Below are 20,405 nucleotides of genomic sequence, written 5' to 3'. Positions count from 1 at the left end.
AACCGACATCGGATGATGCGCGAGGGGCTATTGCGCAATTCGGAATTCGATGCGCCGATTGCGCGCGCGCCCATCTGTCGTATCGTTACTGGCGACAGGTCGATCGGGCCCCTGCCCCGAGGTCGATAGCAGCGCAACATTGATACCCTTTATTCCTAAATACGTTTTGACGGCGTCTGCACGGGCTTGGCTTAGTGCCAAATTACTAGCCCGCAATCCTTTGTCATCGGTATGACCAATGATTTCTACCTTGCGGTCCTTGAGCTTTTGCAAGGCTAACGCCATTTCGTCAAGAATGGTCTTACCGGTAGGCGTAAGTGTCGTCTGCCCACTTTCAAACTCCACGATCCGGTTGGCCAAAGCACTGTCCAAAATACCCTGCTCCGATGCTGATACGCGCAGTCCATTGTTGACGGTGTATGTGGGATTGAGACTGGTGGCAATGGCACTGGCTACCTGCTGGCGTTGTGCTTCATTGGCCACTTCACCATGTACGCTGACTGCCGTGCCGTCAATCTTGAGCTGGCCACGACTGACCAGCTTGAGATTGGGTCCGATAATTTTCTGCACATAGGTGCTCCAGTTGGCCGGGGACGCAACCGAGCCGATTGCAATCTGGTCCACCACCTTGTCCGCTCCGTATAACTCCCGTAGTCGGACCAATACACTGGATTTGGTTGCTTCGTCCGGCACGGTGCCAGCCGCCAAAACCTGTCCAGGATTTGGCGAAACCACAGGAGGCGCCACTGTTTGCGCACTAACCCAGCTTGGAATCAAAAATAGAAAAACCCACAGGCGATGCATGGCATCAAGCTCCCAAAAACGCTTCACGAAACGAATCGTGTGCAGACTTCAAAGACAGATTCGGCAAAGATAAATAGCTGGACAGCTTCTTCAAGCCATAGTCGCCAGCCAACTGTTCTTCAATCCAATCCGCCGAATCAAAAGCAATATGCTGTTCGCTGCCGACCTGGGGGTCCAACACGGCATGCAAGGTGCGAGCGGATGCACCGCCAAAGCCCAAGACCATGCTGGGGTTGCCATGTATTTGGGTCAAAAACAAAGCCAACTCGAAATCAGCACGCTGCAAAAACGGGGAAATCAAATGCATCCAGAAAGTAGCCACCAACGGCCGGTATATGGGATCGTTTGGTAGTGGCAACACCAGGCTTTTGTCCAAGCGACTGGAGCTACTGGCCATAACCGGCTGCAATAGCAAACCCAGGGCCAAAATCAACTGACGGGCGTTGCCAGCAAAACCGGAACGTGCGAGCAAACTGTCCAAGGCCCCAACGGTTTGCATTTCCAGAAAGTCGGCAAAGGCTGCGTCGTATCCAGCAGTATTCAGCTCCAGATCCACCGTCGCAGTTGCCAGACTCTGCAACGGTGCAACGGGGTCCAGAGAGGACGTAGCACTCGCTGTTAAAGACTCCAGACGCGTCCACAACCTGGACAAAATCAAGGGGCTACGTTTGACAAAGGCAGACGGATCTTGGATGTCCATCGTTCCCATTGTCAGGAACGGAAAGCGCCGTTGCGCTTGATCGGTGCTGACCCGCAAATGCCCAGCAATTGCCCGCTTGCTGCGCGGCCCCATGAAAACAAAATGCAATGGCGGCACTGCGTCGTAGATGATCTTCCAGCGTGGATCTACGGACAGTAGTTCCATCGATTGGGCCAGCCAATCGTCTAATAAACCTATGAGCGCACTGTTGTCCGCAGCTTTGACAAAGTCTCCGCGCGAAGGCAGTTTTCCAAAGTAACCCACTTTGGTGGGGGTAACAGCGCTGCTCATTGCGAGGCTCCTACCGTGCTAGAGGCGACAGACACGGGTGGATTCACTGCCTGAATCGTGTCAGCAGGGGCCACGCCCCCCCCCGCGATGGTCTCGGGCAACTTCATCCCGCGCAAGCTTGGGGTACTTCCGGCTTTGTCTGAAGTTGCGCCGGACACTTGCGAACTGCTGATGATTTTCAAGTCCACCGCCACGCCGACGCCGCCATTGCTCCAGCTCAATTCAAATACGCCGCCATCCTTGCGCTTGCGGGTTGCCGAATTGATCAACCGCTCCAAGCCAAAACGTCCCGGCTGGTTGGCCACCTCTACGGTACGTCCATCAAACGTTACCGCCGTGATCTTGGCACCGGGGACACCTTGCGCATTCGGCCATACAAAATTGGTCCATTGGGCCTGGGTATTGCGATAGCGCAGCAACTGGCCATCGATCTCCACGGTGTACTCCGTCGTGCCAGGCGCTGGCAAGGGTTGTATTTGGAAGACGGTTTGCGGATCGGCAGCTCCACCAGCCTGCGAAGCAGCGCCTGCACTACCTTGCGGAGCAACCCAGCCGGCAAAATTTGCCGAAACAGACGGCTGTAAATTGACCCCCATATTGGCCCAGGTTTTAGGCGCCAAGGTATCGCCGCGTCGCACCACCAATGGACCCATTGAAGTAGTCACAAATTTAGCAATAGCACCATCGGCACCAAAGATAGCTCCGATCTCGGCACTATTTGCTTCGATTTTGGAGTCCACGGTGAATGGATACTTTCCGGCCAAGGTCTTTTGGAACGGTTCGTACACCTGCGCCAGCCAAACTTTGTTCATTTCAGCCTCTGTAGGCTTAACAATGACGGCGAACGCCTGGATCAGTGGTCGAACCAGCAACGGGCGGATAGCTTGTTTCTGTGCATCGCTCATGCCAGTCAGCATCTGTTCGTCTACATATTTCAACCCATCGGACAGTTCAGAGCTGCTGCCTTCCAAGGTCTGCTGCATCAACTGCTTTGCCCCAGGTCCCGTATCTCCCTGGTTCTTGATAAGGTTGAAGCGCGTACGCAGCTTGGACAGCGCATCCATATACCCGCGCATCAACGACGCATCCTTGTCCTTGACAACCACCAGCTTGGCCACTCCCGCAAACTCCTTGCCTACAGGCCCCAAAGGAATGTCAGGACCAGCAGCTCCCATATTGAGGTTGACGTTAACAGCTGCTGGTGCTTGCCCCAGCACCGTCTGCTTGAACCAATCGATCACTCCAGACTGGGCGTTCTTGAGGCCCGCATTGACTAAGGACGGGTTATCCCAAGATGTCTCCTGGTACACCGTTGTCACGATCTTGTTGATGGGCGAGGTCACGGGGTCGCCCAGGCGGTTAATTGCCGTGACGGCGGACTCAAAGCTGTTTAAGTCGGCGACCGCCACGCCTTGTACAAACTTCTGCCACTCTTTTGCGTATTCGGTTTTGTACTGGTTTACCAAGGCCTTCTGAATTTGCTCTGGACTTCCCTCCAGCGTTAAATCGTCTTTGGATGCGGTCTTCAGCACCCAGTCGCTACTTTGCAGCTCCTTGTTGGCAGCATCCTTGAAAGCCTCTTCAATGTACTTCTCCCACGCATCTCGTGTAAAAGTTCCAGGAATTACGTAGCTCCCCAATACCAATTCCTTGTCTTGGTCACCCACAAGCCGGGCCACGGTGACACTGGGAAAGCGGGTGGATGCGCGCGCCTTGACCTCTGCATACACCCGATCTCGTGCTGGCATACCCCGGACCACACGACGCAGACTCTCTCGGGTCTGGTCCACCAATGTCAGCTTGTTGTCCATCACAGGCCAGGATGGATCGTTGATCTGTTCCAAAGAAAAACTGATTAGACGCTCTGCGCTGCGTATAAGCTGCTCCCGGGGCATATTGCCGCGATTGCTTTCCAGCCAACCGCGCCAAAAGCGGGTGATCTGGTCGTTCAAATGGCCGGTTTCCGCACGTGACTTATCTCCCAGCATCAAGTAGGTTTTGAGTGCGTTGTATGCATCTTCCACACTGGCGGGCGAGACATCCTTGTACTGTTGCGAGCTTTGTGTGGCTCCCGCCGGCTTGTCTGTAGACACGCTGGCAAACTGGGGCGGCCTTGACATCGGCTCCAATTTGTCGGCACCAGCATTTACCTCGCTCAGATAGGCCTCGATAGTCGAGGCTACCGGGTTCAGCATGACCTCCTTGATGCCTGCGTAGTATTCTTCACGTAACTTGCGCTCCAGCAGGTCCCCCTGGTACAGCCCAAGGCCTACCGACAAAGGCTGACTTGCGTGAAGCTTGCTGAGTTGTTCAATGCGGTCTTGCAAAATATCCAAAGCCTCGAATCGCGACTGCAGATCCAAACGTTTGTCTTGCAGCTTTACCACCTTGTCCAAGTCCGCCTGTACATTCGCGGCGAGCTGCTTGTTACCCACATAGGACCAGCTCCAGCCTCCGAGCGCCAAACCAACCAAAGCTGTTGCAACAAAGAACGCGACATAGCGCATACGTGTCTTGGCAGGGCTGGCATATTGCGCAACCAATTGCTTGTCCGCAAAGATCACCTGCTTAAACAAATTCAGCAAGAAGAAACCGTGCTGTGATCGCACCTCGGTCTGCTCTTGCGGGCGCAGCTGCAAGCCAAAACGTTCGGCAATACGCTGCGCCGACGAGCCAGAGGCGCTCCCCTCCTGCAAGGCACTAGTGAAGTAGAAGCCACGAAAAACAGGCTTGAACTGGTACGGATTTTCCTCAAATAGGGTAGTGATGAAAGATCGCAGAACTCCCTTGATGGAGGCAAACTCCAGGGGAAAAGTCAGTACGCCTGCAGGCAGGCGTTCACCCCGGCTCATGGACATGCTGGCCAGACTCATGTCCTTCAAACCATCATGCAACTCGTCAAATCGGGTATCAAAGAAATTGACGATCTCCTGCCCACTGCTATAGCGTGCGTAAGGCATGGTGGCGCCCCAAACACGCTCACTTTCAGACTGCTCGCTACCGGCAAAGAACCCATTGAATCCAGTGATCAAATCCGCCTTGGTGAACATGACGTAGACCGGCGCAAACACCTCTAGCTTCTCTGTCAACTCCTGTACGCGCGCACGTAAATTCTGCGCCAGAGTGATCACGGCTTCAGGCCTGCTACCAACCAACTCGGCAATGCTTACCGCCATGATGATGCCGTTGATAGGCGCCTGCTTACGGTTTTTCTTCAGCAAGCCCAGGAAGCTAAACCATTCCGCACGGTCCTCGTCGTACACGGAGTAACGTCCAGCCGTGTCCAACAAAATACCATCTGTCGTGAAAAACCAGTCGCAGTTACGTGTACCGCCCAGGCCCTGGATGATCTTGCCGTGCTTGTCTGCCAACGGGAATTGCAAGCCTGAATTGACGATGGCCGTACTCTTACCAGCTGCGGGGTTGCCAATCACCATGTACCAGGGCAGCTCATACAAGGCTGCAGCACCCGAGCGCAAACCCAGCTTGGATGTCTTGATGGTGTTGATCGCGTCCAACATACGCTTGCGGATAAGCTCGACTTCATCACGCTGGAAATTGCTGCTTTTGGAAGCCGATTTGTCAGCCTGGCTCTCCAGCATATCGCCTAGCTGGTCGGCGGCACGCTTGGCGCGCCAGCGCTTGAAAAGCTGAAAACCTAGCCATAAACCAAGTGCTACCAAAAACAAGCCGACCGCCCAAATTGCGGCCAGCTGCATCGTACTGGCACCCAAAAACAAGAAGCCCGCCAGCGCGGCGAACCCAATTACCACCAACGTGTTCGTGTTGGTCAAAAACTGCCAGATTCGTTGCATTTTGTAGTCAATGTCATTGTTGAGACTTGTGCGAAACGCCATACGCGTTTACGACACAGTCGTTTCGACGGGTTAAGGAGTACCAGGCTGTACGACCATCACCACACGTTCATAAGCACCCTGGCAGCCAATACACAAGGCAATACCTTGCTCCGCAATCGCTTCATGGTGTGCCAGTGCCAGTGCAGTCAAGCTAGATACAGATCCAGCACTGCCGCAGTCTGCTGCCACTTTTAAACACTGGCTGCGAAAGTCCAGGGCAGGCAACACACCTGCTTCCAAACTAAACAGCTCAGCCAGCCTGCGGTGATCACCATCGCTCGCAATCAAACTGATCTGCTCAGGCGCAATACCAGCTGTTTGAACCGCGTCTTGCACCAGTTTCGCTAACAATTCGCCGCTGGTGCGCCCACTCGCATCTGCCGATTTATCTCTGAACCCCAAAGCCACACGGTGCATTTTTGCGTACGGAGCACCGGCAACCAGCAAGTGAGCCGTCTGCATGTCTGCCAGTAAAAATCCAACGGCGCCCTCGCCTGGTGTCTGTCCCGACTCGACTTTGGCCTTACGCAGCTGTCCTGCCTGGTCCAAGGCCAGAATACTTTCTTCACCTACCCAGGATTCACACGCCACAACCAAGCAAAGACATGGCGCGGCGAGACGATGGGCCCGCACCAACACCGCATCCAACTGCGCCAAGGGTTCTGCCTTGGTCGTCACAAGCAACTCCAGTTTTTCAGGCGGCCAGCCATGCTGCACCAACTGGTGTTTGAACCACCGAGACGACACCTGGCACATTTCATCCGTCCAACGATGCGGCCAAAACGCAAGCAACTGCAGCGTTGGCAAAGTCACACCGTCGCGCGCAATAGAACCCGTCTTTACAGACTGGATGTAAGCGGCAAGATGCGGGTGAGAAAGCAGCTTCGGAAGCAACTCTTGCAGCACATCCGTACCCATGCCCAAGGCGCGCAACTGCTCATCTGACCAGTTCTGCACAGGCTCTTGTGCGGCGCCTTGCCAAGACGTAAAGGCATCCAGAACGACGCTACTGTCTACATCAGCGATACGTCCGGTTTTGACTGGGAATCCATCCACCGTGGTCAACTCGGCATCCAGTTGCAAGCGCACATCCTGAGATTTCAACGCAACCGTTAACTCCTCAGCAGAGGCGCCATGTGGCGACCGTAATGCGGTAGCCAACATCGCCAAATGCCAATTACGTTCGGCTACGGAGTTGTCCACGTGCGCGACAGGCTGCACTGCCGTAGCAGCCGCAGTGGCGGCAGTTCCTGTTGCTGCACGGGCCACCACTAAAGCCCGTGACTTGCGAAGCAGCCAAACGCACAGCAAAAAGGCCACAGGCAGTACCAGCAAATACAAGATAGCCTCTGCAGCCGACGGCATTCTGTTGTTAGTACGCCAGTAGACCACCATCAGCAGCCACACTGCGACGAAGCACAGCACCACCAGTGCGCTGCGCTTGAACCAAGCCAGCATCAGCAATCCGCTCTCAAAACAATGGGCATGCGCTTGAACTCAAGATGTAGTCACGCCTTGGCTTGCTATCAATGTTGCGCCACAAGCAGTTTTGTCACCGTCACGCGCCACCGGCGCACCGTCCACGATCAACATGGCGTCGCCGCTCACAATTTGATTGTTGCCATGCCCTTTGATAGGACAGGTCACCTGGTCGCCAATCCTCGCCACACCCACACCACCCGTGGCGGTTTGGCCCGATGCAGACACAACCGTGCCGCCATGCGATGTTTTATCGCCTAAAACAATAAATGCCTTTCCCATTCGAATCCCTTGTTCTTCTATTAGCGTCTTAGTCTATCTGGCACAACACTGCATCTAGAGCGCACAAAATGATTTCAGAAGTCTTCATGGCTTCTTCAGAACACCGGGCAGATGCAGCTCGGTATGGCCAAAATCCATCATCTTCCAGCGCCCTCCCCAAGTTAGTCCCACTGACTCAGCCACCTCGCCATACAAACGGTACCCCTGCATGGCCCATGGGTCCTTCTCACTGATCACCAATTTCCCGTAGCGCATAAACGCACAATCAGCAGCAAGACCAAACTGGTGATAGCTTTGAAACGCCGCGACATTGGTGACATTAGGCCCTAAAGCTGCAAGCATGTTCTGTCGTTCAGGGCTGCGGTAACCTTCCAAAATCGTCATGTCGTAATCGTATTTTTCTTTCATGATTTTGAACACCAGTAGCAGGCGCTGGGTGTACTCACTATTGAGTAATTGCCAGTTGCGACTTGCTGAAACCAGCATCGGGCGCACCAGTGTTACTTCTTGTGACGTAAAAAAATCTGGAGGTAAGGGCGGTGGTGGTGCCAGCAGTTCACCGCGCAACAATTCCGACACTTGCACGTTGGCATTGCGACTGGAATCATCAAAACCTTGCAGCATGGATTTGTCACTGAAAAGCAAAGCCGCAAATGGCGGAAGCAAGATTAAAAAAAGCCCTCCAACCCACAGCAAAGAATGCCGTTGAAAGCTGCGCCCCAGGCCCAGCAACACACTTTGGAAAGACAGCCCCCATTGGCCCACTGCTCGCTCTTTGGAGAGTAGTACACGATGTATGCTGTGCACACACTTTGTTGCCATGCCTTCGACTTGTCGCAGCACTGCATCTCGTCCTGACGTGAATAGAATCATCCAGGCAATAAAACAAGCCAATAAAAAGCACACACCAAGAGTGACGAAAAGCACCAAAAGCCTTGCAATGTAGATCAATGAGGAACATGCATTTTGCAGCACCCTGAACAGCCTAAGCCCAGCTCTACTCGGCCCAGCCTTCTCTCTGAAACCGTGTCAAATGAGAAGGAGCACACACGTATTCTGGGCGGCGTTTCCGCAAAGGAACGCCAGAATTTTTCCTCAAACATAGGTAAGAAAAGTTTGGTTTGGCTTCTGCTTGGTGGTGTAGCAATCACAGCTGCATGGGGACTTATCAATCGCACAGGATCAAATGCCCCGACAGTAGACAATTTAAGGCCAGCCACAACACCACCCATGGCGGCGACTGCGCCTTCAGCGCTAGCGGCACCCGAAGCCGTGTTGGCCGCAGCACCATCAGCAGCAACCATCATCAATGTTGATGAAAAGCCCTCCAATCCAGCAATCTCTGATGCAAAGGACAGCCATCAGGATCCACTTGCAAACATGCTAGAAGCTGGCGTCAAAATACCAAGCAACACGATGAGTGCGGCATTGGGCTCGACGCCAATTGACGCCCCCGTCAAAACACATGTAGCGGCACAACCAGCGCAACGTACAGAGCCCGTCAAAGTGGCCGCAGAACGCAGCAAATCCCCCCAACCTCCTTCCCACAAATCCATAGACCCGATCGACAACGACGTCAGTTTGATTTCAGCACTGGTCGCGCATACCGAAGTGGAACCCACGCCCGCACCGCCCCCCACAAAACGAGCAGCAAAGAAACCCACACAAGACATAGTGGAGCGCCGTACAGGAGACAGCACAGCCGCGCTCATCAAACGCTGCAAACGCCTGGGTGGGACCGAAGCCAAACTGTGCCAACGGCGCATATGCGCAGGCCATGGATCCGAGGCTGCATGCAAAGCCAAGTAATTCAGGCTGGCAACAAGCCTCGGTCGAACTATGTCGGCGTAGCCCTTCAACAGTAGCAAGAAATTTCGTTGCAAGAAAAATAGGCCTCCTGCGCACACAACGCCTGCGCAAGAAGCTATAAATTTGATAGCAACCAAGAGGAACTAAATCTCGGGGCGGAAGATAACTTCAGACCCTGCGGCTGAGCCATTAAAACCAGGGTCATTCGGCGACCTTCATCATGGTTGCATGAACAGCCGGAAATATGGCAATCAAGAAGCCGCCGTGGGCACAGCGCTTGGCGCACGGCAATTGAGATGAAATATGCGAACCCCACTGAAGGCCGCACAAAAGCAAAAGGGTTAGTAGACTTTCATCTACTAACCCTTGCTATTAATGGTCGGGGCGAAAGGATTCGAACCTTCGACCCTCTGGTCCCAAACCAGATGCGCTACCAGGCTGCGCTACGCCCCGACTAGTCTTCTATTCTACAACGACTTTCGGCCTGATTTGGGCTCTGGCAAATTTATTCATACATTCGCCATGAAATTCGTGTGTTGCAATGCCCGCGCCACCGCCTCAGGCGCAGGGATTACTGCTCCGTCACGAATAAACAGGCCGGTGCCTTGCATCTTGGCATCATGTTTGGCCAAGGCGGCGGCATTGGCGACGTCTTCGGCCTGTGCATACTGGCCGCGCTGTATGCGGATGGCCCCAATCGACAGCGTGGTGAAAGGGAAAAAACGCGGAATGCCTTGGCGGTCTTCGGCGTAGATGCCCCCTTGCATGCGTGCAGTATCGTCAAACAAGGCCAGGGCACGCTCACTGAACTCCTGCACGATGACTTCGCAGCGCTGCACCCAGTTTTGGCTTTGAAACAGAAAGATGAAATCATCGCCACCCACATGGCCCACAAAGTCGCGCTTGGCGTCGCAGTGTGACAAGGCCAGCTTGGCCACCAGGCGGATCATTTCATCGCCACGCCAATACCCGTAATGGTCGTTGAAAGGCTTGAAGTGGTTCAGATCGGCGTAGCAGGCCACAAAGTCGGCGCCGGCTTCCATCAAGCGCTCTATATGCTGGCTGATGGGAATATTGCCTGGCAAAAAAGTGAGCGGGTTCGCATGCCGCGCGGCCTCAAGCCGCACCTCAGTCACAGAGCGTACTAACTGGTCGCCAGTGCCCAAGCCCAGGTAACGCCCGTTTTCGGTCACGATGAAGCCCTCGGTCAGGTAGCGCTGGTCTTGTGACGTCAGGATGCCGACCAACTCATCGACGTTGTGGTCGCGCTCCACCAGGCGGGGCGCGTGGTTGGCATTCAGCAAACAGGGCTTGCGGCCGTGCACCTCACGGTAATACGGCGTGGCGTAATGCGTCATGAACTGATGCCGGTTCACCAAGGCCAAAGGCCTGTCCTGGTCCACGATGGCAATCGCATGCAACTCGGGATGCCGCAGAAAAATGGCTGACAGCTGATCGTTGGTGGTGTGGATGCCAGCGCAGGGTGCGTTCTGAACAGCCAGCCCACGCAGCACGCCCGAGCGCGAAACCCGACCCGACGCCGGAAAGATAGACACCAGGGAGTCGTTTAACACCTGGATCGCCTCGTTCTTGGCTTTCACCCGAGGCGAGGCCGCGGGCCGTCCGAGCAGATAACCCTGGCCATAGGCCAGATCCAGGTCACGCAGCACCCGCAAATCGTCTTCGGTTTCAATGCCCTCCGCCACCAGCTGGGTGCCAAAAATGGTGGCGATCTGCTTCAAGGCTTGCAGCGTTTGCAGATTGTCGGCGTGCTGAGAAATCTCCTTGGTGAAGTACTTGTCGATCTTCACGATCTCGGGCTTGACCTGGGACCACAGTCGCAAGCTGGAGCGGCCATCGCCAAAATCATCCAGCGCCAAAGACATGCCTGCCGCACGCACCTCCCGGGCTACACCAATCAGTTGCTCCATGTCGTTAACCCGCTCGTGCTCGGTCAGCTCCAGCACCAGCATGCGCGGCAAAACACCGTAGCCGCGCACCGTATCGAGTAGTTTCTGGCATCCCTGGCGGTTAACCACCTCCACCAGCGCATCGGCACTGATGTTGACAAACAAGCGGCCGGGCTCCTGTAGACGCCCCCAGCCCTCTAGCGCAACGCGCACACAATACAGCTCAAATTCAAACAACAGGTTTTCAGAACGCGCCGCAGCAAACAGCGCATCGGCACCCAGCAATGGGGCATCTGGCTGGCTGCGGATCAAGGCTTCATGTGCGTAGACATTGCCGTTGCGCAGGTCCACGATGGGCTGAAACACCGAGTGCAACGCATTGGTGCGCATCAAATGCGCCAACGCACCGTGCCCCAGGCGCACACGCTCCGGCTGGTAGCCCAGGCTCAAACTCGGCGCATCCACCATAGAAGCATTCACCATTCCACTCCACCGGTCATGACAATCGATCAAGTTAATACAGTGCTGTGACAGCGGGATGAAAAAAACGCATCTGCTATTGTTTTTTTGCAACCCAGCAAAAACCATATAAACTATATAAATCGTTTAAAGGATTTTTTGATGACCACCAGCCCCAAAGTTGCAAGCACCACCGCAGCCCCGACCCTGCCCGTTGCAGTAGCCGCCCCTGCGGTAGAAAAGCCCCCTGTTGCCAAGCCAGCAGCCACCAAAACAGTTGCCACCAAGACCAGTCCAGCCAAGGCACCCGCACCCACACTCGCACCCAAGGCAAAGGTCGTAAAAACCAAGGCCGTGAAAAGCCCGGTGGCAGCTGCCGCCGCCGCCACCAAGCCCAAGGCCGTTGCAGCCACCAAGCCAGTCAAGGTCAAGAAGCCCAAGCTGGTGCGTGACAGCTTCACCATCCCGAAAGCCGAATATGTGGTGCTGGACGAGTTGAAGCAACGCGCCATCAAGCTGGCACAACCCGCCAAGAAAAGCGAGTTGCTGCGTGCCGGCATCAAGGCACTGGCAGCCATGTCGGACAGCGCGCTGCGCGCCGCCCTGCAAGCCGTACCGGCCATCAAGACCGGCCGTCCAGCAATCGCCAGCGCAGATGTGCCTGCAGTCCCCAAAAAGACGGTCAAGAAGGTCGCCAAGAAGGCCTGATACCGGCGGCGCATCTGGCGTCCGGGCTCCCACGCCTTGGCGCCAGCATGTGAACTAAATCGTCTCCGGCCCCTGCACGGAGACCACCACAGTCTGCGCCTGGCCGTCGCGTTCGCGCCTGCGCAGCCACCATACTGCGCCCTTGCGTACTGGCACTTCCAACTCGCGCAAGCCCAGCAACTGCGCAATGGCTTGCCCCAAGGTAGGCTGGTGCCCCACCAGCAGCACGGCAGATTTGCTGTCGGGCCACTGCGCTGCAGCCAGCAACTGCTCTGGCGTGCAGCCCGGGGCCAGGTCCGGGCGCAGCTTGTAGCGGCGCCCCAGCGCTTGCACGGTTTGCTCTGTGCGGCGCGCGGGACTTGCGAGCACCCGCGTACTCTCCGGTAAATTACGGTCCAGCCACTGGGCCATGCGCTGGGCCTGCTTGCTGCCGCGCGAGGTCAGGGCTCGGTCCATGTCGCCCAGAGCTTCACTCCCCTCTTCTGCTTCTGCATGGCGCCACAGGACCAGATCCATGGTGTTTACGCGTCGTGCGCCCGTCGATGCAGGCCATAACGGCCCATCAGGGCGGCCTGTGCGCCGTGGCCTTCAGGCCGTTGCACTCGCACATACTGGCCACCCGCAACCATGTCCCAGGCATCGCGCTCGTCCAACAAATACGGCACCAGGCATTCATCAATCACACGCTGGCGCAGCTGGGGATCTGTCACAGGCCAAGCCAGCTCGATACGGCGCAGCATATTGCGGTTCATCCAGTCGGCGCTCGACAGGTACAGGTCTTCTTGCTCGGCGCTGCGGAAATAAAACACCCGCGAATGCTCCAGAAAGCGCCCGATGACCGAACGCACGCGGATGTTCTCTGTGCGGCCTGGCTCTTGCGCCGGCAGCATGCAGGCGCCGCGCACGATCAAGTCAATCTTCACCCCCTGCTGGCCCGCCCACATCAGGGCCGCAATCAGGTGCTCATCCGTCAGCGCATTCATCTTGGCCACAATGCGGCCTGGCACACCCTGGGCTGCCGCCTTGCCGACGGCGCGCACCTTATCGATCAATTTATCGTGCAGCTCGAAGGGTGCCAGCCACAGGCGCTGCAAGCGGGGCAACTTGCTCAAGCCGGCAATGTGTACGAACACATGCTCCATGTCGCCGGTCAGAGCCGGGTCTGCCGTCAGATAGCTCAGGTCGGTGTACAGCCGCGCAGTGCGCGGGTTGTAGTTGCCGGTGGACAAATGGCCATAACGGCGTAACTGCTTGCCCTCGCGGCGCGTCACCAGCAGCATCTTGGCGTGGGTCTTCAGGCCCACCACGCCATACACCACCTGGGCACCGATGGACTCCAGCATCTCGGCCCAGTTGATATTCGCCTCTTCGTCGAAACGGGCTTTCAGCTCCAGCACCACGGTGACTTCTTTGCCGCGGCGCACAGCCTCGCGCAGCAAGGCCATCAGCTCGGAGTCGGCACCGGTGCGGTAGATGGTCTGCTTGATGGCCAGCACCTGCGGGTCGTTGACGGCCTCGCGCAAAAAGGCCAGCACCGCGTCAAAGCTCTCGAACGGCTGGTGGATCAGCACATCGCCCTGCTTCAGCCGGTCAAAAAACGACTGCCCCGGGGTCAGCTGCTGGGGCCAGCTGGCGTGAAATGGCGGGAACAGCATGGACGGCCGGTTCACCAGGTCGATCAGCTGCGTCAGGCGCGCCAGGTTCACCGGCCCGTGCACGCGGTACAGCGCCTGCTCGGGCAGCTTGAACTGCTTGAGCAGGAAGGCGGACAGGTATTCTGAACAATCCGCCGACACCTCCAGGCGCACGGCCTGCCCGTAGTGGCGTATCTCCAGCCCCTGGCGCAGGGCGGTACGCAGGTCGCGCACCTCGTCTTCATCCACCGCCAAGTCGGAATGGCGGGTGACGCGAAACTGCGAAAACTGCCCCACCGTACGCCCGGTGAACATCTCTTGCAGATGGGCGCGGATCACACTGGACAGCGACACAAAAAAGATGCGCTTGCCCGACACCGCATCCGGCATGCGGATAAAGCGCGGCAACACACGCGGCACCTTGACGATGGTTATGTCGTTTTCACGGCCAAAAGCGTCTTCACCGGTCAGCCGTACGATGAAGTTCAGCGACTTATTGGCCACCTGGGGAAAAGGGTGCGACGGGTCCAGGCCCACCGGCATCAGCAGGGGGCGCACCTCGCGGTCAAAGTAAGCTTTGACCCAGCGCCGCTGCTCGGGGCTGCGCTCGCCGTGCGAGATGATCTGGAAACCCTCTTTCTCAAAGGCCGGCATCAGATGCTGGTTGTACAGGGCGTACTGGCGCGCTACCAGGTCGTGTGCCGCAGCGGCCAGCTTTTTGAAGGAATGGACGCTGTACACACCTTGGTAGTCGCTGCTTTGCGCGGCGATCAAATGCGGGGCGCCCCGTACTTCAAAAAACTCGTCCAGATTGGACGACACGATGCACAGATAGCGCAAACGCTCCAGCAGGGGCACGTCGGCGCGCACAGCCCAGTCCAGCACCCGCTCGTTAAAGGCCAGGATGCTGTGGTCTCGGTCCAACAAAGGTACATCAAGCAAGTTGGCGGAAGCAGTGAGAGATTTTTTATGCAGAGACATCAGGTCTTTATAAGGGCTATACGGGGCGCGCGGCGCGCGATACTAAGGGAAAGTGTCCACCCATTTGATGACATAAATGTGTCAATCCGGTGACGACATAAAGCGCAGTCTGTGGCAGCATTTTTGATAGCATAAATAGCCTGGCTATTTATGCCTGCAGCGCAGGTATTCTGTGCGCCAGGCGCCATCATTTTGATAGCATTTTATGCATAAGCATCAATGAAAATCGCGGCTACTGGTAGCCAGTGCGCCCATTAGATGGCTGGCATCGCGTAAGTGCTGCGCCAGCAGGTGGCGTACTTCGCCCACGCGCTGCCACTGGCCGTAGACCGCCAGCAATTGGGAGTGCAACAGCTGCGTTCGCTGGCTGTCGCGCAAGCTCTTGCGCACAATCACGTTGACGCTGCCGGTCTCATCTTCCAGCGTGACAAACACAATGCCCTTGGCCGTGCCCGGCTGCTGCCGCACGGTGACCAGACCGCAGGCGCGTACCACGCGGCCCGTCGCCGCCTCAGGCAGCGCAAATAGCTCTGCGGCCGAAAGCAGGCGTTTGCTGCGCAGATACGGCCGCAGCAAAGCCACCGGGTGGCGCCGCAGCGTCATGCCCAGCGCCGCGTAGTCCCAGACGATTTCCTCGGCCTCAGGCGCGGCCTCCAGCGCCAGCAGATCCTCGTGCACCGGTGCATCGCGCAGCAAGGCCGGCGTGGCGTGCAGTGCCGATGCATCCCAGACCTGCTGGCGCCTATGGCCCGACAAACCCGCCAGCGCATCAGCGCGGGCCAGGACGTTTAGCGTCAGCGTGTCCAGCTGGGCGCGCAAGGCCAGGTCTTCGGTGCTGCGGAAAGGCTGGTCTGCGCGGGCCTGCACCAGGCGCTCCATCGGTCTCTTGGATACGCCGGACACCAGGCGCAGACCCAGGCGCACCGCCGGCTGTGGCAGCCGACCGGGTTGCAACGGTCCACCGCCCTCCAATGTGCAGTCCCAGTCGCTGTGCGTGACGTCCGCCGGACGCACCTCCACGCCGTGGCGCTGCGCGTCTTGCACCAGCTGTGACGGGCCGTAGAAGCCCATGGGCAGCGAGTTCAGCAACGCCGCCAGAAAGCAGGCCGGCTCGTGGCACTTCATCCAGGCGCTGTCGTAGACCAGCAGCGCGAAGCTGGCGGCGTGGCTCTCAGGGAAGCCGTATTCGCCAAAGCCCTGCATCTGGCGGAAGATGGCTTCAGCAAACTCTGGCGTGTAGCCACGCTCAGCCATGCCGTCCATGATGCGCTGATGGAATTTCTCCAGCCCGCCCTTGCGCTTCCAGGCGGCCATCGCGCGGCGCAAGCCATCCGCCTCACCGGCGCTGAAGCCTGCGGCGATCATCGCGATCTGCATGACCTGCTCTTGAAAGATCGGTACCCCCAGCGTGCGCTCAAGGGCTGGGCCCAGCGCTTCATTGGGCAGGCTTGTGGGCTCCAGCCCCTGGCGGCGGCGCAGATACGGGTGCACCATACCGCCCTGTATCGGCCCGGGCCGCACGATGGCCACCTGCACCACCAGGTCGTAATACCGGCGCGGCCTCAGCCGGGGCAACATGCTTTGCTGGGCCCGCGACTCGATCTGGAACACGCCTACGGTGTCGGCGGCACAGCACATGTCGTAAGTGGCATGGTCGCCCTCCTTGATGTGCTGCCGCGTGAAAGCGTAGCCGCGCCACTGGCTGATGAAATTCAGGCAGCGATGCATGGCCGTCAGCATGCCGAGCGCCAGCACGTCCACCTTCAACAAGCCCAGCGCGTCGATGTCGTCCTTGTCCCATTCGATGGTGGTGCGGTTATCCATCGCCGCGTTGCGCACCGGCACGGTGGAGGTAAGACGGTCACCTGTCAACACAAAACCGCCGGTGTGCTGGGACAGGTGGCGCGGAAAATCAACCAACGCGGGTGCCAGCTCCAGCAGCAAAGCAATGGCTTTGGCGCCCGGATCTGCACCGATTTCGCGCAGGCGCTCGGGCATGGCCCCGGGGTCGTCCCACCAGACATGGTTGTGGGCCAGTGCCTCCAGCATGTCCAGCGGCAGGCCCAGCGCCTTGCCCACGTCGCGGATCGCGCTGCGCGAGCGGTAGCGCACCACGGTGGCGGTCAGCGCCGCACGGTGCCTACCGAAGCGGGTGTACAGGTACTGGATGACTTCCTCTCGCCGCTCGTGTTCAAAGTCCACATCGATGTCCGGCGGCTCGTTGCGCTCGCGGCTGATGAATCGCTCGAACAGCAGGCTGCTGCGCATCGGGTCCACCTCGGTGACATGCAGGCAGTAGCAAACCACCGAATTGGCGGCCGAACCCCGGCCCTGGCACAAGATGTCTTGGCTGCGTGCAAAGCGCACGATGTCGTAGACGGTCAAAAAATACTTCTCGTAGCGCAGCTCGCCAATCAGCGCCAGCTCGTGCTCTAGCCGCTGCAGCACACTGTCAGGCACACCATCCGGGTAGCGCAGGGCCGCACCGGCCAGCGCGCTAAGACGCAAAAAGCTGGCTGGCGTGTGGTCCGGCGGCACCACCTCCTGCGGGTATTCGTATTGCAGCTCATCCAGGTTGAAAGTGCACAGCGCGGCGACCAGCAGGCTCTCTTGCAGCAGCTCGATCGGGTACAGGCCGGCCAGCCGCACGCGGGTGCGCAAATGGGCCTCGGCATTCGGCTCCAGCGTAAAACCGCACTCCGCCATGGTGCGGCCCAGCCGGACTGCGGTGACCACGTCATGCAGGCGCTTGCGCGAACGCGCATGCATTAGCGCCCCGCTGGCCGCCACCAGACGCAGGCCGCTGCGCTGGCCGGCCTGCTGCAGCGTGTGTAGCCAGCGTGCATCGTCCATGCGCTGCAGCAGTTCCACCGCGATCCAGCTGCGCTGCGGAAACAGGCGCTGCAGCCATTCGGCGCGGGCGCTGATGGCGTCTATATGCGCCAGGCGCTGCGGTGCAAACAAGGCCAGGCAGTCGCTCAATGCGCCGGCGTGGGCCTCCCAATGCGCGGCATCCTGGCGGTAGGGGTCTTTTTCGGTGCGGCTACCGGCGCGGCACAGCGTTATCCACTCGCACAGCTGGCCGTAACCCCGCCGGTTGCGCGCCAGCAGTACCAAGGTGCCGCCGCCCTCCCCCTGCAGCGTGAACTCGGCACCGATCAGCAGATGCAGCGGCGTGCCGCGCGCCGCCACATGGGCCCGTACCACGCCCGCTACCGAGCATTCGTCGGTGATCGCCAAAGCCGTGTAGCCCAGCTTGAGGGCCCGCTCCACCAGCTCCTGGGGGTGCGAAGCCCCGCGCTGGAAGCTGAAGTTGCTCAGGCAGTGCAGTTCGGCATAACCCGGCAAGGCCGTGGGGCTGGAGGGGGCGCGGCTATCCATACACACCGTGCAAAAACCAGCCCATCGCACCGCGCTGTTGCAAGCGTTCGCGGTACACCCAGAGCAGGCCCGATACCGCGCTGTGGGCGATGAAATAGTCGCGCAAGGTCAGGTCGCCCCCGTGCCCGTCCCCCTGCACGTCCCACCAGCCGGCCTCGATACGCTCCGGCCCGGCCAGCAAGGTCAGAGGGCCCTGGTACACCGGCCGGTGGCCGTCCATGCCCAGCGGCAGCGGGCTGCGCAGTATCCAGGGCGGGTGCGAGGCCTGGGCCGGGTCCGGCGTGATCGACTTGCTGGCCAACGCCGTGCTGGCTGCAGCCCAGGTCTGCATGTGCTGTGGCCGGTGGTCGGCCACAGCCTGGGCGCGCAGCACCTGCTGCGGCCCGAGCCGGGCGGCCACGCGCTCGATGAACTGCTGCAGCGACTCGCCACGCACCTGGTCCCCGGGCAGCAGGCTCTGGCTGCCGACCTGCAGCCGCTCCACGCCCAGCGCCTCCAGCGTGATCGCCACCACCGGTGCGGCCAGCGGGGTGTGGGCCAGATGCTCGGCCAGCAGCTTGGCCAGGTGCGCGGTATCGCGGGTGGCCTCGGCGGTACGCACCTCCATGGACCCGGCCGCCGCCTCGCTGCGGCGCTGCATATCGTGCTCCCAGTGCAGGCGCACGCCGATGGCACCGCTTTGCCGCGCCAGCAGCCAGGCTTTCAGCTGCAGCAGCAGGCGCTGCACGCCAAACAGCATGCCCTGCGCGACCTCGATGCGGCCGCTGAACTCCAGCCGCAGACGGAACTGCTCGGGCAGCGCCACCCAGGGGTAGATTTCCGGCTTCAGTCCGTACGCGCGGTCCAGCGCATCCAGCACGCCAGCGCCAAAGCGCCGCGACACGCCTGCACGCGGCAGCGCCCGCACCTGGCCCAGGTTGCGACAACCCAGGCGCTGCAGGGTCGGCAAATGGCGGGCCAGCGCGGCCAGGCAGTGCAGCGGCAAACCGTCCAGCGTGCTCTGCAAGGTCTGCGGCTTGCAGCCCGCCAGCGGCACCGTTTGCTGCTTCAGCAATGCCAACGCACCCAGCGCAGTCGGTGCCACCGCCAGATGGCAGGGCTGCCACAGCGCCACTTGCTGCTGCACCGCACGCACCAGGTCGCGCTTGCCGTGGAACAGCCGCAGGCTGGCCTCTACCTCCAGCAGCACCGCCTGCTCCACCAGGCAGACGCGCGGGCTGAACTGCAGCATCGCCCAGGCCAGCGCCTGCAGCAGTGCGCCGGCGTCTGCGATCAGGTCCGGCACCACCTCCGCTTCGGCTTTCGCCTCAAGCGGTGATGGAAGGGGTGCGAGGGCGATCCACAACATGGAGCGGGGGGAAAGAAGGCACCGGCACCCGTGCCGGCTTCACCAACGCCGGCGGTAGCGCAGGCAGCAGCAACAAGGGGCGGTCCAGCGTAGGGCCACGGCGTTTCAGGATGCCGATCTCCAGCCGATGCCCGGGGGCACTGCCCATACGCAGGCGCAGCGGCGCTGGCGAAGACGCGTCTTGCGCCAGCAACGGACGGAACGCAAACACCAGCGGCGCCTGCGCCTGGTTGGCGCTTTGCGCGGCCATGTGCAGGCGCCGCAACTGGTCGGAGCGCGCATGGGCCAGCCAGACCAGCACCGCGCCCACATCGCGGCAGCGCAGCGCCTGCTCGGTGGCCCACAGCTGGTCTGCCGCGCGCTCGGCGTCTATGCGCAGCAGCGCATCCATGGCCAGGCCCTGGCAAGCCAGCGCCGGCATATTCGGCAGCAGCGGGCTACCCACCAGCACCACCGTGCCGGCCACCGCCCGCAGGGCCGGCAGCAGCAAGCGCCACTCATGCACGCCGTGCTGGGTCTGCAGGATTTCCGTCAGGGCACCGCAGGGCCAGCCACTGCCGGGCAAGGCCGCATCCAGCAACGCATGGCCGCTAGACACGGTGACTGTGGCGCCCAGGCTCAACTCGCTGGCGCGCCAGACGGTGTCGAGAAAGGGAACGGTGTTGCCGGGCATGGGGTAAATCTTTAAAATACTGGTTAAATATACAGTATTTTGAATGACCCAGCATCCGCATATATGCCCCTTCAAGCGGCTAGTGTGTA

Annotated in this window: 14 protein-coding genes and 1 tRNA gene; 2 read left to right on the top strand and 13 right to left on the bottom strand. The window is 59.2% G+C overall.

Annotated elements, in window-relative coordinates; genetic code table 11:
• Positions 1-27: 27 nt before the first annotated feature.
• The 6 genes from AC4BBN_RS21440 to AC4BBN_RS21415 form a co-directional block, all read right to left on the bottom strand.
• Positions 28-804 (bottom strand): OmpA family protein, encoded by a 777-nt coding sequence (locus tag AC4BBN_RS21440; protein WP_490594060.1) that lies wholly within the window; start codon positions 802-804, stop codon positions 28-30.
• A gap of 4 nt (positions 805-808) precedes the next feature.
• The gene (gene tagF / locus AC4BBN_RS21435; protein ID WP_490594059.1) at positions 809-1,795 is read right to left on the bottom strand and encodes a type VI secretion system-associated protein TagF; all 987 of its coding nucleotides are present in this window, start codon (positions 1,793-1,795) and stop codon (positions 809-811) included.
• Positions 1,792-5,610, bottom strand: a complete 3,819-nt coding sequence (gene tssM / locus AC4BBN_RS21430; protein WP_490594175.1) for a type VI secretion system membrane subunit TssM — start codon at positions 5,608-5,610, stop codon at positions 1,792-1,794. The genes tagF and tssM overlap by 4 nt, the downstream gene beginning before the upstream one ends.
• Before the next feature lie 72 nt (positions 5,611-5,682).
• Positions 5,683-7,110: a hypothetical protein gene (locus AC4BBN_RS21425; RefSeq protein ID WP_490594058.1), complete on the bottom strand. Its 1,428-nt coding sequence runs from the start codon at positions 7,108-7,110 to the stop codon at positions 5,683-5,685.
• 39 nt (positions 7,111-7,149) lie between these two features.
• The gene (locus AC4BBN_RS21420) at positions 7,150-7,413 is read right to left on the bottom strand and encodes a PAAR domain-containing protein (protein ID WP_490594057.1); all 264 of its coding nucleotides are present in this window, start codon (positions 7,411-7,413) and stop codon (positions 7,150-7,152) included.
• Between the two features lie 84 nt (positions 7,414-7,497).
• The gene (locus AC4BBN_RS21415; protein WP_490594056.1) at positions 7,498-8,364 is read right to left on the bottom strand and encodes a M15 family metallopeptidase; all 867 of its coding nucleotides are present in this window, start codon (positions 8,362-8,364) and stop codon (positions 7,498-7,500) included.
• A 75-nt stretch (positions 8,365-8,439) separates the two neighbouring features.
• On the opposite strand from AC4BBN_RS21415, the gene AC4BBN_RS21410 reads away from it, so the two are divergent.
• The gene (locus tag AC4BBN_RS21410; RefSeq protein ID WP_490594055.1) at positions 8,440-9,222 is read left to right on the top strand and encodes a hypothetical protein; all 783 of its coding nucleotides are present in this window, start codon (positions 8,440-8,442) and stop codon (positions 9,220-9,222) included.
• 376 nt (positions 9,223-9,598) lie between these two features.
• Here AC4BBN_RS21410 and AC4BBN_RS21405 read toward each other — a convergent pair.
• Positions 9,599-9,675 (bottom strand) — tRNA-Pro (locus tag AC4BBN_RS21405).
• 56 nt (positions 9,676-9,731) lie between these two features.
• On the bottom strand, positions 9,732-11,615 hold the full coding sequence (locus tag AC4BBN_RS21400; protein WP_490594054.1) for an EAL domain-containing protein: 1,884 nt from the start codon (positions 11,613-11,615) through the stop codon (positions 9,732-9,734).
• A 138-nt stretch (positions 11,616-11,753) separates the two neighbouring features.
• Here AC4BBN_RS21400 and AC4BBN_RS21395 point away from each other — a divergent pair, with 138 nt between their 5' ends.
• Positions 11,754-12,299 (top strand): hypothetical protein, encoded by a 546-nt coding sequence (locus tag AC4BBN_RS21395; protein ID WP_490594053.1) that lies wholly within the window; start codon positions 11,754-11,756, stop codon positions 12,297-12,299.
• Positions 12,300-12,353: 54 nt separating this feature from the next.
• Here AC4BBN_RS21395 and sixA read toward each other — a convergent pair whose 3' ends face one another.
• The 5 genes from sixA to imuA form a co-directional block, all read right to left on the bottom strand.
• Positions 12,354-12,815 (bottom strand): phosphohistidine phosphatase SixA, encoded by a 462-nt coding sequence (gene sixA, locus AC4BBN_RS21390; RefSeq protein ID WP_490594052.1) that lies wholly within the window; start codon positions 12,813-12,815, stop codon positions 12,354-12,356.
• 5 nt (positions 12,816-12,820) lie between these two features.
• Positions 12,821-14,914, bottom strand: coding sequence for a polyphosphate kinase 1 (gene ppk1, locus AC4BBN_RS21385; RefSeq protein ID WP_490594051.1), 2,094 nt, complete (start codon positions 14,912-14,914; stop codon positions 12,821-12,823).
• Between the two features lie 216 nt (positions 14,915-15,130).
• Positions 15,131-18,295, bottom strand: a complete 3,165-nt coding sequence (locus tag AC4BBN_RS21380; protein WP_490594050.1) for an error-prone DNA polymerase — start codon at positions 18,293-18,295, stop codon at positions 15,131-15,133.
• The gene (locus AC4BBN_RS21375) at positions 18,288-19,643 is read right to left on the bottom strand and encodes a Y-family DNA polymerase (RefSeq protein ID WP_490594049.1); all 1,356 of its coding nucleotides are present in this window, start codon (positions 19,641-19,643) and stop codon (positions 18,288-18,290) included. Before AC4BBN_RS21375 ends, AC4BBN_RS21380 begins: the two co-directional genes overlap by 8 nt.
• Positions 19,603-20,316 carry a translesion DNA synthesis-associated protein ImuA gene (imuA, locus tag AC4BBN_RS21370; protein ID WP_490594048.1) on the bottom strand — a complete coding sequence of 238 codons (714 nt, stop codon included), beginning with the start codon at positions 20,314-20,316 and terminating at the stop codon, positions 19,603-19,605. The genes AC4BBN_RS21375 and imuA overlap by 41 nt, the downstream gene beginning before the upstream one ends.
• Positions 20,317-20,405: the final 89 nt, after the last annotated feature.

The sequence above is a fragment of the Rhodoferax sp. SPJ21 genome (assembly GCF_058216335.1).
This window is presented reverse-complemented; position numbering and strand designations above follow the sequence as displayed.